Below are 13,034 nucleotides of genomic sequence, written 5' to 3'. Positions count from 1 at the left end.
TTGGTACCCGGTAGCGACGGCCGCCGACGCGGACGATCGGAACGCGCGGGGGCAAGTTCGTTTTGCCACCGAGCAAGCTCGTAGGCTAACGTGCGGCCGACGCCTAACAACCGGCAGCCTGGGTCACGCTGACTGTTGCTGGTCGGGGTGTTGTGGTGTATGGTGTTGCCACGGTGCGTCCTCCTTTCGCTGATCGATCCTCTCCATCGATCAGCGTACGGACGCACCTAGCTTTACGTCAAGGCTTGATTTTGGCGTGATTTCGGCTTGATAGAGGCTTGATGCTCGCGCGAGCACCATCAAGCCTCCGCGCTGCTCAGCGCTGCCAGGCGCGGCGTCCGGCTTCGGAGAGCACGGGGTCGGGGGCGGGGAGAAATGGTTTGAGCCAGGCGTACTTCGGATCGGTGTGGAACTCCCAGAAATACCGCCGCACCGACGACTCGGCGACTGTTCCGTCGAGCTGGCGGATGACGTCCTTCAGCGTCAACCCCTTCAAGAAGAGCTCGGCAACCATATGTTTGGCGCCGGAGAGTTTTTGGAGGTGCTCTGTGACCTCGTCCCGCGGGGAGCGGAGATAGAGCGCGAGTAGCCACGCTTCTGCTGCGCGGTCGTCATGCTCGATGCGCACGGGGAAAAGGACCCGCGCATCCCCTTCCCGGAAGAGCCGAACCAGCCGGTCGAGGAGACAATGGACGGGGAGAAACGTGTAGCAGTCGATTGTCGTGCGCCCGTGATATTCCGCGATCCGGAGAGCGAGACCACTCTGAACGGGTTGTGGGATATGCGTGATCGGTGCGACCTCGGGTCGGGTGACGGCTGCCATGGTCGGGACAACCCACCAGTTGCCGGTGGGTAAAGAGACCCAGCGCGGTGAAGCCAGAAGATCCCAGACCCAGTAGTCGGCCTTGTCGATGGTGACCACGTACGGCAAATCACCGTCGCCGACGCGTACTCCCCAGGCATCGGTCAGGGAAACACCATACCCTCTAGACCGTTTCCGCGGGAAGACCGTGGCACGGAGCCAGGACTCGACCGCGGCGCTCGGCGCATCAACAATCACTGACCAGGCTCGGGGGAGAAAGCCGCCTGCGGCCAGATGGTTGATAAACGTTAGCGCCTGTGGGGTGGGGGGCTGGGCTGGAAGGGGTTGCAGGGCGGTGGCGAGCGCGAGACTCTTGGAGGTACTGGACCACGGGGAGCGGAAGAACTGCAGCGCGTGGAGCGCCCAGCGTCCGTCGCCTTCCCAGACCGCCTGAAGCTGGACCACTGTGGTATCGTCCGCATCCCGGTAGAGTTGTCCCCGATACGCAGCCGCGCCGAGACCGCACTCTTCCCGTGCCATGTCGCAGACGAGTCCCGCCTCCTGCAACACTTCTTCGATCTGCGCCACGAGGTTCTCTGTGTGTGGGGTCGCGCACCAACCGACGATACGCCAGTCGAAAAGGAACCAGTGTCCTATACCCATCGCACACACTCCTTCCGTCGAGTCAGTCAGCAATCCAGTTAGCAACCACGCCAGCACTGGCCGGACAGCGCAGCACTCCAACGATACCACAGGCGCATACGAACGCACAGAACGGATACACTAGCACGCACCAACACGTTGGTCGGCAAACTTCAAAATCGCTGGGCGTCGGTCGTCCCGGCGCTGGTGGGTTCGACTCCCATCCGCCCTCGCCAGCGTCTCACCCCTGGCATCACGCGGATTTGTTCCGCTGCTTTCTGGTCGCTGTCTTTTCCAAAGATGCTGGGGCACACAAAACAGCCAAGAGGCAATCTCAACAGCAACGGGCACCAGTCCGAACCTGTGCCAGAACACGCCGGAAAACTCGTTTCCTCGTTGAGTCAAGCAAGCAGAGCTGGGCATAGACATGGCAGAATTTCCCTGTAGACAAGATTGCACTGTCGGTCAGCTCACCAGAGTAGACCGGGGTAGCTTTACGTCCCTTCAGCCAGAGGCAACTCCTAGCACTCAAAGTCGATGACAGACACGGCCTTCTCCACTTCGTTGAGCCTACGATCAGTGTAGCAGCACAGTGTACAGTGATTACTTCATCACACCTCTCTGGTGAATTCAGAGTGAAGACAGTCAAACACGAACGTCATGCCAACGAACTAGGCTGAACATATACCACTATATAGGAAAAATCCTCGATGTGTCATTGCAGCCGAAACGGCAAAATTTCTTCTTTCTCCGCATGAAGAGGCAGAGCAGTTTCAATATGATCACGCAGGCGGCACACTATCTGTTTACGGTTGCCAGGATGGGCAAGGAACGATAGAATCGCCTCGGGTAGGCGTTGTGTAATCTGCCGGGAAGTAGGTGAAGTACATGCGGACACGGGAAGAGATTTACGGGGCGCTGTTGGAGGAATGGTTAAGCAAAGGGCTCGATCGTCGGCAGTTTCTCCGGCTAGTCGCCATGGGTGCGAGCGCAACGTCGCTGGCCCTGATACTAGCCGCCTGTGGCGGCTCGAAGACCGGCTCGGTCAGCACGCCAGGCCAGCCAACCCGCCCAGCCAGTTCACCGACACCAGCTGGCACACCCACGCCAATCGCTCAGACAATTGGCAAGGCAGCGATGACGCCAAATCCAATGCCGACCTCGGCGCCGTTTGTCAATAAGCCATTCCTCATCGCCCTCAACGTCGAGCCTGACTCACTCGACGTCCATGACTCGTTCTTCAACGCCTCACTCGGCGTTGACAAGTGCATCTATGAGGGCTTAGTTGGACTCGATGACAAGATGCGTATCGTCAACCAGTTGGCTGAATCGTGGGAACCTTCGGCCGACGGGAAAGAATTCACCTTCCGGCTGCGCAAAGGAGTGACTTTCCATGACGGCACGCCGTTCAACGCCCAGGCAGTGAAAGCCAACTTCGATCGGGTTCTGAACGAGACCGGGCTGAAGCGCCACCAGTACTTCGCAGCCTGGCTTGACCATGTTGAAGTGATCGATGACGGCACCGTCAAACTGGTAGCCAAGTCACGATTTGCGGCGATGGTTGCAACCATTTGCCCATCCAGCCGGAAGGTGAATTCCTTTCCCGTCGGGCCGAAGGTTCCCACGATTCAGCCAACTGGTTGACGATACGCATCTTGTCATCGAGTCCAACTAAGCCCTCATAGATGCACTTGTCAACGCCGAGTGAGGCGTTGAAGAACGAGTCATGGACGTCGAGTGAGTCAGGCTCGACGTTGAGGGCGATGAGGAATGGCTTATTGACAAACGGCGCCGAGGTCGGCATTGGATTTGGCGTCATCGCTGCCTTGCCAATTGTCTGAGCGATTGGCGTGGGTGTGCCAGCTGGTGTCGGTGAACTGGCTGGGCGGGTTGGCTGGCCTGGCGTGCTGACCGAGCCGGTCTTCGAGCCGCCACAGGCGGCTAGTATCAGGGCCAGCGACGTTGCGCTCGCACCCATGGCGACTAGCCGGAGAAACTGCCGACGATCGAGCCCTTTGCTTAACCATTCCTCCAACAGCGCCCCGTAAATCTCTTCCCGTGTCCGCATGTACTTCACCTACTTCCCGGCAGATTACACAACGCCTACCCGAGGCGATTCTATCGTTCCTTGCCCATCCTGGCAACCGTAAACAGATAGTGTGCCGCCTGCGTGATCATATTGAAACTGCTCTGCCTCTTCATGCGGAGAAAGAAGAAATTTTGCCGTTTCGGCTGCAATGACACATCGAGGATTTTTCCTATATAGTGGTATATGTTCAGCCTAGTTCGTTGGCATGACGTTCGTGTTTGACTGTCTTCACTCTGAATTCACCAGAGAGGTGTGATGAAGTAATCACTGTACACTGTGCTGCTACACTGATCGTAGGCTCAACGAAGTGGAGAAGGCCGTGTCTGTCATCGACTTTGAGTGCTAGGAGTTGCCTCTGGCTGAAGGGACGTAAAGCTACCCCGGTCTACTCTGGTGAGCTGACCGACAGTGCAATCTTGTCTACAGGGAAATTCTGCCATGTCTATGCCCAGCTCTGCTTGCTTGACTCAACGAGGAAACGAGTTTTCCGGCGTGTTCTGGCACAGGTTCGGACTGGTGCCCGTTGCTGTTGAGATTGCCTCTTGGCTGTTTTGTGTGCCCCAGCATCTTTGGAAAAGACAGCGACCAGAAAGCAGCGGAACAAATCCGCGTGATGCCAGGGGTGAGACGCTGGCGAGGGCGGATGGGAGTCGAACCCACCAGCGCCGGGACGACCGACGCCCAGCGATTTTGAAGTTTGCCGACCAACGTGTTGGTGCGTGCTAGTGTATCCGTTCTGTGCGTTCGTATGCGCCTGTGGTATCGTTGGAGTGCTGCGCTGTCCGGCCAGTGCTGGCGTGGTTGCTAACTGGATTGCTGACTGACTCGACGGAAGGAGTGTGTGCGATGGGTATAGGACACTGGTTCCTTTTCGACTGGCGTATCGTCGGTTGGTGCGCGACCCCACACACAGAGAACCTCGTGGCGCAGATCGAAGAAGTGTTGCAGGAGGCGGGACTCGTCTGCGACATGGCACGGGAAGAGTGCGGTCTCGGCGCGGCTGCGTATCGGGGACAACTCTACCGGGATGCGGACGATACCACAGTGGTCCAGCTTCAGGCGGTCTGGGAAGGCGACGGACGCTGGGCGCTCCACGCGCTGCAGTTCTTCCGCTCCCCGTGGTCCAGTACCTCCAAGAGTCTCGCGCTCGCCACCGCCCTGCAACCCCTCCAGCCCAGCCCCCACCCCCACAGGCGCTAACGTTTATCAACCATCTGGCCGCAGGCGGCTTTCTCCCCCGAGCCTGGTCAGTGATTGTTGATGCGCCGAGCGCCGCGGTCGAGTCCTGGCTCCGTGCCACGGTCTTCCCGCGGAAACGGTCTAGAGGGTATGGTGTTTCCCTGACCGATGCCTGGGGAGTACGCGTCGGCGACGGTGATTTGCCGTACGTGGTCACCATCGACAAGGCCGACTACTGGGTCTGGGATCTTCTGGCTTCACCGCGCTGGGTCCTTTACCCACCGGCAACTGGTGGGTTGTCCCGACCATGGCAGCCGTCACCCGACCCGAGGTCGCACCGATCACGCATATCCCACAACCCGTTCAGAGTGGTCTCGCTCTCCGGATCGCGGAATATCACGGGCGCACGACAATCGACTGCTACACGTTTCTCCCCGTCCATTGTCTCCTCGACCGGCTGGTTCGGCTCTTCCGGGAAGGGGATGCGCGGGTCCTTTTCCCCGTGCGCATCGAGCATGACGACCGCGCAGCAGAAGCGTGGCTACTCGCGCTCTATCTCCGCTCCCCGCGGGACGAGGTCACAGAGCACCTCCAAAAACTCTCCGGCGCCAAACATATGGTTGCCGAGCTCTTCTTGAAGGGGTTGACGCTGAAAGGACGTCATCCGCCAGCTCGACGGAACAGTCGCCGAGTCGTCGGTGCGGCGGTATTTCTGGGAGTTCCACACCGATCCGAAGTACGCCTGGCTCAAACCATTTCTCCCCGCCCCCCGACCCCGTGCTCTCCGAAGCCGGACGCCGCGCCTGGCAGCGCTGAGCAGCGCGGAGGCTTGATGGTGCTCGCGCGAGCATCAAGCCTCTATCAAGCGAAATCACGCCAAAATCAAGCCTTGACGTAAAGCTAGGTGCGTCCGGTACGCTGATCGATGGAGAGGATCGATCAGCGAAAGGAGGACGCACCGTGGCAACACCATACACCACAACACCCCGACCAGCAACAGTCAGCGTGACCCAGGCTGCCCGGTTGTTAGGCGTCGGCCGCACGTTAGCCTACGAGCTTGCTCGGTGGCAAAACGAACTTGCCCCCGGCGTTCCGATCGTCCGCGTCGGCGGCCGTCGCTACCGGGTACCAACGAAAGCACTCGCGGCAGCCTTGGGGCTGACGGAAGAGGAAATCTGGGCGCGGCTGGAGGTCGAACGATGAACCCGCCCCGGCCGGTTCCCGGGGCGGCGGTGCAGCGGGTTGTCGCTGGTGGTTATGAAAAGGATACCACCGCCACGCTCGCGCAGGCTGCCGCCTGGTATGTCGTGCAACGCGGCTGGCCGCTCATCCCGCTCCACTGGGTGGACGATGCTGGCCACTGCTCCTGTGGTCATCCGTCATGCCGCTCCGCGGGGAAACATCCGATTCTCGCCGACTGGCCACGACGAGCGACGCGCGACCCCGCCACGATCGCGGCCTGGTGGCAGCGGTGGCCACTGGCCAACGTCGGCGTTGCGCTCGGCGGTGGCCATGTTGTGCTCGACGTCGATCCGCGCCATGGCGGGTGACGAGGCACTCGCCGATCTCGAGGCCACGCACGAGCCGCTGCCGCCAACGCCAACCGGCCTAACTGGCGGTGGGGGAGCCCACTACCACTTTATTGCGCCACCAGATGTGCCCACCGTGACGCTTGCGCCAGGACTCGAACTCAAAGCGGCTGGTGCGCAGGTTGTTCTCCCGCCGAGCCGGAGCGCGGCCGGGCGCTACTTCTGGGACACGGGCGCCCATATTGCCGACCTGCCGCTCGCACCGTTGCCGGACTGGCTGCTGCCGCTGGCCCACCAGGCGCGCCGGCATCCTGGCCAGAGCAGCAAGGAACTCCCACCGACGATCGGCGAAGGGGAACGCAACCGCTGGCTCACCTCGCTTGCCGGCACGCTCCGCCGGCGCGGCTGCACCGAGCCAGAAATCCTGGCGTGCCTGCGGATTCTGAACGCCTCACGCTGCCGGCCGCCACTTGACGAGCGCGAGCTCGCTAAGATCGCGCGTTCCGTCGCGCGCTACGCACCCGCACGTCCGCCGGACGCACCAGTCCCTCGCAGCCGCCGGCGCATCATCCGCCTGGAGGTGGCCGATGCGCGGTGATGCCTTCGAAATCATCGTCCATGGTGTGCGTTACCTGGTTGAAGAGCCCGTCCTGCGCGATGGCCTGCGGGCCACCGTCTCCGCACTTGTCGACAACCAGCTGCTCGCCACCGATCGGCTTAACCTCGATCGTGAACGGGATCGCCGCCGCTTCGCCGAACGCGCCGGCAACCCCGCACTGGCCGACGACTTGCTCATCGTGCGCGAACGCTTGCTGGAGTACCTCGCCGGGCCACCACCCGGCGCGAGCGAGGCAGATGAGACACTTGACGGCGAAGCGCTCGCCGCGGCCCTGGCGCTTTTGGATGATCCCCGGCTGCTCACCCGGGTCACGGAGACCGTCGCCGCGCTCGGCTGGATGCCACCACCCGGCGGCGAGCACCTACCGGCGCTGGTGTACCTCGTGCTGACGAGCCGCCTGCTTGAGCGGCCGGTGAACCTGCTTGTCGAGGGCCCCAGTGGTGCGGGCAAGACGCTGCTCATCTCGACGGTTGCCCAGCTCTTCCCGGCCGACGCGATCGTTGCCCTCACCGGCATGTCCGAGCGGGGCCTGCTCTACCTGGGTGGCAATCTCAGCCACCGGATGCTGCTCGTCACCGAGGCGGCTGGCCTGCACCGCGACGGCATTGCGCGGCGATCATGCGCTCGGTGACCTGGGAAGGCCGCGTGCGCTATCCGACTGTCGAGAAAGACGACAGCGGCCGGGCTCGTGAGCCGCACGATCGAGCTTGCGGGGCCGACGGGACTCGTCACGACGACAACGAAAGGCGTCGAAGATGAGCTGGCCACGCGGTTGCTCGCCGTGAGCGTGCCGGAAGATCCCGCGGCCACCCGCGCCGTGCTCCTCGCCATTGGCCGGGCTGCCAACGGAAGCGCTCCCGAACCGCCGGATCTCGCGCCGTGGCATGCGTTGCAACGTTGGCTTGAGCGCGAGGGAGCGCGCAGCGTCACGATCCCCTATGCCGAACGGCTCGCCGAACGCGTGTCGGCGGATCTCGTGCGGATGCGGCGCGACTTTCCCCAACTCTTGAACCTGATCTGCGCCCATGCGCTCCTCCACCAGCGGCAACGCGAGCGCGATACCCACGGCCGGATCATCGCCACGCTGGAAGACTACCGCGCCGTCTATCAGCTCGTGGCGCCGCTCTATGGTGTCATCGTTTCCGGCGGGATCACGCCGGGGTGCGCGAGGTTGTCACGGCCGTGGCCGAGCTGTGTCAGGATCCAGAAGAGACGGTGTCGCTTGCGCAGCTTGCGCGCCTGCTCGGCCGCGATAAATCGCGCATCAGCCGGCATGTCCGGCGCGCGGTCGAACTTGGCCACCTCGTCAACCTGGAAACGGGGCGAGGCCGGCCAGCCAAACTGCGGCCGGGGGAGCCATTGCCCCCCGCCGGTGACGGCGTTGCCCGAGCCAGAAACGTTGCTGCTCACTTCTGAGCGCAACGGCGCAACGCTCGCCGGAGATTGCGATCACGACGCGGAAAACACCGTTGCGCCCGGGGGAGCAACACCCCCGCAACACCCGCAACGCCCATCGCCCCCGGACGAGGGAAGCGTTGCGAGCGTTGCGCCACCGTTGCGCCCCGGGGAGCAACGGTGTTTTGGCGATGCTGACGCGGAAATCGCCGACCGTTGCGGTGTTGCTCCCCAAATGCACACAATGATGTTCGATGCCGCCATTGCTGAGCAGGTATGCATACGACTCCGCCGGCTAGGCGGTGTTTATGCGTATCGCCTGGCTGAAGTCGTTGGGGTGCCGTTTGCGACGCTGCAGCCTGTACTGGAGTGGCTGGCCAGACAGGGTCAGCTGGTGGTTTGGCCATCGGGCACGATGACGCCTGAAAGCGTCATCGCCTCACCGGACGAGGCGCGCCGACGCGGATGGTTGAGCGAACAGAAAGGAGGCTGACGGATGATGACAACCCGGACAAGAACACCGAGCGAGTGGTGCTACGCTCCCGGCGTCGAGCGGCTCAATCCCCAGCAGGCCGGCTTCTGGCGTTCGATCCTGCGGCCATCGTATGCCGGCCGTGTCTGGGACAAGGTGAGCGCGGCCGTGCGTGCCGGTGACCTTGGCCCAGCTGCCCGCCTGAAGCCGATCGCCGGCGGCCGGCGCTACGAACTCAGGATCTACGTTGCGGATGTCGGTGATCGTGATGCCGTCTTGCGCATCCGCCGGGTGCTCCGCTTCCGGCTCGGCTTCGTTCGGCCCATCAGTTGTTATGACTGGCACGGCCGGCGGCGCTGGCTCGACCCGGGTGCCCGGGAGACGACGCCGCGGGAGCTGTGGCGGCGGCACACCCACCCAGAAGCGTCGAGGTTTCGTCGAGGTTTTGATGAGGTTCCCTCATGCGTCGGTTGCTCGGCTGGCAGGTCTATCATACCTGGATTTCGGTGCGCTCGCCAGCGGGCTTCCCAGATTTGGTGCTCGCCAAGCCAGGCCGGCCGTTGATCCTGACCGAACTCAAGACTGAACGTGGCAAGCTTTCGCCGGCGCAAGAGGCCTGGCTTGCCGTGCTCCAACAAGTACCTGGCATCATCGTTCGTGTCTGGCGGCCGTCGGATTGGGATGAAATCGTTGCGGCCTTGCAGGGAGCGGGGGCGTCTGAGGCCCATGCGCACCCTTGGTGCATGGACCTGCGGCTTTTCAGTTGCAGGTGCATGCTATTTTTCCGGCTTTAAAAAAGCGCTGCTCATTGCGCGCCGTGCACGGCACCACCGAGCGGTATCGTTCATGTTTTTTCCAACGAAGAAAAAAGAAAAAGCACGCTGCCCCCCACGGTGACCACTGTTGGTCCTGGGGAAGGGGGAATGATGCCATACAACGTGAGGGGTACTGCGCGTGTTCAACGAGTGGGAAAGACTGCGGGCCAACCCGTCATCATGGGCACGCGCTTCCCGTGACCCTGACCGTGATGACGGCCCTGGAAAAGGGAACGGTTCCCATGCACGATGGGGGGATGAAATCGTCGCGGTGGGCAGCCTGAGACCCGCCGCCCCACCCCAGAATGGTTCTGTTCAAAAATCGGGAAATGTTTCCCGCAAGCCGGGTTGTGCTGCCAGGAACCGCTCGCGACGGACTCGAGCCGCTTGCATGGCCAGGAAACGCGGTCGGTGGGGTGGTGCACGCTCCGATGTCGTGGGCGTATCGCCGTTCGCGGGGCGCGGCTGCAGCGGCATTGGCTGGCGAACGCGCGTGATCCCCATGGACACTCGCGCTCTCACGTGCGCTACTGGTTGTGTCGTGCCTCGTTCCGTGCAAGCACCTCGCTCCAGTCAAAGCGCTGGGGAGCGACGCTGAGCCCATCGATCAGAAACCGGACGACTGCTTCAAGCGAGACGTATCCCGTGGGGATGTGGAGTTCACGGACACGTTCCGCTACTTGCTCCACCGCCGGCCCGATATGCACGTGCGGCGTCGTTCTCTTCCCTTGACCATGGGGGATGCCAGTGGAATGCAAGGAGTTCTCGTCCGTCGTCGTAGGAGATCTGGTAGAGGTAGGCGGCCGTTGCCACGGTGTACGGGCCGCGCAATCTTTCCGTCTCGACGACGCGGAACAGTTGCCTGACCTCAAACCACAGGCGCGACCCGTCTTGCCGGCGCAGCGGCACCGGCTCAAGGCGATGCACAACGAGCACGGAGAGACCGGCTGGATCAGGCCCGTGATAGGCAACGTGCCGGTAGCGCTGGGGGCAAACACACGCCAGGGTTTCCTTGAGCGGCTCGAGGTAGGCAGCGATCGCTTCACGGCGGGTCTTGCCGGCCATCGTGTGCTAGTGCGCGAGCGGCAGCACCAGCGCGACCATCCGGACATTGGGGTCTTCCGGGTCAAGTTCACCGGCTTGCCAGCGCCGCTTGAACTCATCACCACTCATGTGCAGGCGCCGTTGCGCCTCGCGTTCGAAGAGTTCCCGGGCCTCCTCAGGGGTCAACTCGTGGATCTCGTTTTCGTGCGTCAGCCGTGCTGTCATGTGTTCCCCCTTTGTCGTCACGAGTAAGTATCGGGGATAGCGGGACGAAGCTCAACTCCCATCGATTTGGTTGCACTCAGCTGTACGTGTCCTCCAACCGGTTAATGCTACTGCCGCTTCAGAGGGTAGGGCACGGGTGCTAACCTGTTCCCGACTGCTTGTCCATCGATCCACCAATTCCGGTTCGAGTTCAGTGAGAGCTATTGGCAGATCGAGCGTGCGACACGCTGATCAAACGCGCGTGGCTTGCGCTAACGAGATGTTGATGACGGTGCACCGACGTGATCTCCATGCAGAATCGCGCGGTAGACAGCCTGGTCTCTTGCGTTTAGCGAGGCACGAAAGCGGGGGAATCCGTCAAGGGTTTCCTTATAGATACCAGTGCTTACGCGTGGTGCTCGCCATGCGCAACTGATCGAGGATAACGGCGATTACCTTTGCCGTGTTGCGTGCTTGCGCTAGACACTCCCATGTCGCAGGTAGTTCGCTGACCGGCAGATGCTCGACCACGAGAGGAGACCTCACGCAGGGGAACTCTTTGACCAGAAAATGCCGCCTCCTTTGTTAGCGTGCTATCAACAGGACACCGCCATGTTATCTTTACTTCCATCCTTGCCGCAGAAACTCCAGCTGACTTGTCTTTTCCAGTACGGCAGCGCACGACTCCCAGTCCACTGGGGTAACCCGGTGATAGCGTAGTTCGAAGGGGTGCTGCAAAGGGGTTGCATCGATGATTTGTCGGGCCCGTTCTTCTTGGCGTAGAGCGAGCGCAATCCACACGTCTTCGAGCGTATCGGGAAGTTGTCCGAAGAGAGCATGAATTGCTTGGAGCCGTGCTGATAACAGACGATGCACCCGATCTTCGACCGATCCCTGGTAACGCAGGTTATAGATGAATACTATTGGCCGTGGTTGCCCGATGCGTTGAATGCGTCCCTTGCGCTGTTCAAGCCGCGTCGGATTCCACGGGAGGTCAACGTTAATGAGGGCGCCAAGACGCTGCAGGTTAAGTCCCTCGGAAGCAGCATCGGTCCCGACGAGAATACGCAATTCACCTCGTTGCACACGCTCCTTCAGCACATCCCGGCCAACGTGTGTCGCATTCCCCCTTGAAAAAAGCTTCGACTTGTTTGCTCCAGCGTAGAGGCAATCTCTTCTTCAGGGAGATACTGGGAGAGGTGCTGAGCAATCCAATGGGCTGAGTCGTAATACTGGCTGAAAACGATGCAGCCATACTGGCGCCAAGGTTCGGTATCGTCTACACCGTGGCAGAGAATGTCCGTGACCGCTTGCAATTTGGGATCTGCTGCTCGCGCCGCTTCGAGCAACTGGAGAAATCGTTCGAGCAGCTCCCGTTCTCGCTGCGTGAGCGGGTGAAGGGACGATGGGCGTTCATCTTCCTCGTCCTCTTCCGATTGCTCCCTCCCTTCAAGCAGGCGCTGTGCTGTCAGCCGTCCCGCCTCAATCGTGCTCCCGACGCGGCGCAGGAGAAGTGTTTTGAGAAAGCCCGAATTGAACCCAGGACGCGATGCCACTTCTTGACAAAATTCTTCAGCAGTGTTGTAGGCATCTTGGAGAAGCGGTGGGAGCAAGAGCGCATCATGCTCGCCTTCACCGAATAAGCGTACCCGTACCGGCGTGAGATATGGCTCCCCCGTTTCTGGGTCGATGGTCTGCTCCAAATACTCACGTGTCCGTCGGACAATATGCCGGAGAAAAGGATTGTAGTTTTGGAAGAACTCGCGGCTGATCCATTCCAAATGCCGCCGTGCTGGTTGGGAGAGGCGATCGAACGCCTCGGGTGGTGCCCAACTCTCAGTCTCGTTCATATTGAGCGACCGGCGAAGAATCTCGAATGCTGGTGCCTCGCTTGCCGGTGGCAGTGGGTCACGAACCCACTCCCACAGTTCTCGTAGATTCTCCGGTGGTTTCGCCCAGTTGAGCACGTAGTTCAGCCCCTCGCGCGGGCGGGTTAGCCATCGACTGTACCGGCTTCCAAGGACAGTCTCATTGCCGCGATTGAGCGCCTCCAGTAGATCCCACGCTTCGATCGGATCCAGTTGCACTGGTGTCGCCGTCGCGAGGAGCAGACTGCGCGTCCGCTCGGCCACACGTTGGAGGAAGCGAAGTAAGTTGTTCGGATCGGCCTTCTCGTTCCGGTGCGATGCACCGCGGTTGCGGCGTCCCGCCCGGTGTGCTTCGTCGACGATCACACACTCGTAG

General features: G+C 61.5%; 16 protein-coding genes and 1 pseudogene. 10 read left to right on the top strand and 7 right to left on the bottom strand.

The annotated features are described in order from the left end of the window. Positions 1-316: 316 nt before the first annotated feature. Complete coding sequence (locus tag N675_RS03100; protein WP_038038054.1) at positions 317-1,465, bottom strand: hypothetical protein; 1,149 nt, start codon at positions 1,463-1,465, stop codon at positions 317-319. Positions 1,466-2,332: 867 nt separating this feature from the next. On the opposite strand from N675_RS03100, the gene N675_RS03095 reads away from it, so the two are divergent. Beyond that, positions 2,333-3,088, top strand: a complete 756-nt coding sequence (locus tag N675_RS03095; protein WP_038038053.1) for an ABC transporter substrate-binding protein — start codon at positions 2,333-2,335, stop codon at positions 3,086-3,088. Here the strand turns inward: N675_RS03095 and N675_RS14235 are convergent. Next, positions 2,970-3,512, bottom strand: coding sequence for a hypothetical protein (locus tag N675_RS14235; RefSeq protein ID WP_156100802.1), 543 nt, complete (start codon positions 3,510-3,512; stop codon positions 2,970-2,972). The two genes, N675_RS03095 and N675_RS14235, sit on opposite strands and share 119 nt — an antisense overlap. An 867-nt stretch (positions 3,513-4,379) precedes the next feature. On the opposite strand from N675_RS14235, the gene N675_RS03090 reads away from it, so the two are divergent. The 9 genes from N675_RS03090 to N675_RS14815 all read left to right on the top strand — a co-directional run bounded on the left by N675_RS03090 (position 4,380) and on the right by N675_RS14815 (position 9,521). Continuing rightward, the gene (locus N675_RS03090; protein WP_038038052.1) at positions 4,380-4,733 is read left to right on the top strand and encodes a hypothetical protein; all 354 of its coding nucleotides are present in this window, start codon (positions 4,380-4,382) and stop codon (positions 4,731-4,733) included. A gap of 286 nt (positions 4,734-5,019) precedes the next feature. Then, entirely contained in the window at positions 5,020-5,610 is a 591-nt protein-coding gene (locus N675_RS03085; protein ID WP_038038051.1) for a hypothetical protein, read from the top strand. Positions 5,611-5,672: 62 nt separating this feature from the next. After that, positions 5,673-5,915, top strand: coding sequence for a helix-turn-helix domain-containing protein (locus N675_RS03080; protein ID WP_038038050.1), 243 nt, complete (start codon positions 5,673-5,675; stop codon positions 5,913-5,915). Next, positions 5,912-6,262 (top strand): bifunctional DNA primase/polymerase, encoded by a 351-nt coding sequence (locus N675_RS13460; protein WP_051914006.1) that lies wholly within the window; start codon positions 5,912-5,914, stop codon positions 6,260-6,262. Before N675_RS03080 ends, N675_RS13460 begins: the two co-directional genes overlap by 4 nt. Beyond that, positions 6,252-6,839 (top strand): primase C-terminal domain-containing protein, encoded by a 588-nt coding sequence (locus N675_RS03075; RefSeq protein WP_051914004.1) that lies wholly within the window; start codon positions 6,252-6,254, stop codon positions 6,837-6,839. The genes N675_RS13460 and N675_RS03075 overlap by 11 nt, the downstream gene beginning before the upstream one ends. After that, positions 6,829-7,491, top strand: a complete 663-nt coding sequence (locus N675_RS03070; protein WP_038038049.1) for a hypothetical protein — start codon at positions 6,829-6,831, stop codon at positions 7,489-7,491. Before N675_RS03075 ends, N675_RS03070 begins: the two co-directional genes overlap by 11 nt. Positions 7,492-7,548: 57 nt before the next feature. Further along, positions 7,549-8,748, top strand: a complete 1,200-nt coding sequence (locus N675_RS14555; protein ID WP_038038048.1) for a hypothetical protein — start codon at positions 7,549-7,551, stop codon at positions 8,746-8,748. A gap of 3 nt (positions 8,749-8,751) precedes the next feature. Continuing rightward, the gene (locus N675_RS14225; protein WP_156100801.1) at positions 8,752-9,291 is read left to right on the top strand and encodes a DUF1917 domain-containing protein; all 540 of its coding nucleotides are present in this window, start codon (positions 8,752-8,754) and stop codon (positions 9,289-9,291) included. After that, positions 9,189-9,521 (top strand): VRR-NUC domain-containing protein, encoded by a 333-nt coding sequence (locus N675_RS14815; protein ID WP_051914002.1) that lies wholly within the window; start codon positions 9,189-9,191, stop codon positions 9,519-9,521. The genes N675_RS14225 and N675_RS14815 overlap by 103 nt, the downstream gene beginning before the upstream one ends. 548 nt (positions 9,522-10,069) lie before the next feature. Here N675_RS14815 and N675_RS14220 read toward each other — a convergent pair. The 5 genes and pseudogenes from N675_RS14220 to N675_RS14545 all read right to left on the bottom strand — a co-directional run. Beyond that, on the bottom strand, positions 10,070-10,231 hold the full coding sequence (locus tag N675_RS14220; protein ID WP_156100800.1) for a hypothetical protein: 162 nt from the start codon (positions 10,229-10,231) through the stop codon (positions 10,070-10,072). Further along, positions 10,203-10,607 (bottom strand): hypothetical protein, encoded by a 405-nt coding sequence (locus tag N675_RS03055; RefSeq protein WP_038038047.1) that lies wholly within the window; start codon positions 10,605-10,607, stop codon positions 10,203-10,205. Before N675_RS03055 ends, N675_RS14220 begins: the two co-directional genes overlap by 29 nt. Before the next feature lie 6 nt (positions 10,608-10,613). Further along, a complete protein-coding gene (locus N675_RS03050; protein WP_038038046.1) occupies positions 10,614-10,811 on the bottom strand; it encodes a hypothetical protein in 198 nt (65 codons plus the stop codon). A gap of 600 nt (positions 10,812-11,411) precedes the next feature. Then, positions 11,412-11,876 carry a helicase-related protein gene (locus tag N675_RS14550; RefSeq protein WP_231577914.1) on the bottom strand — a complete coding sequence of 155 codons (465 nt, stop codon included), beginning with the start codon at positions 11,874-11,876 and terminating at the stop codon, positions 11,412-11,414. An 8-nt stretch (positions 11,877-11,884) separates the two neighbouring features. Further along, a pseudogene (locus N675_RS14545) lies at positions 11,885-13,034 on the bottom strand (helicase SNF2); the annotation flags it as partial.

The organism is Thermorudis peleae (genome assembly GCF_000744775.1).
Lineage (GTDB): Bacteria > Chloroflexota > Chloroflexia > Thermomicrobiales > Thermomicrobiaceae > Thermorudis > Thermorudis peleae.
The sequence above is the reverse complement of the archived record's forward strand: the minus strand, read 5'-3'. Positions and strand labels throughout refer to the sequence as shown.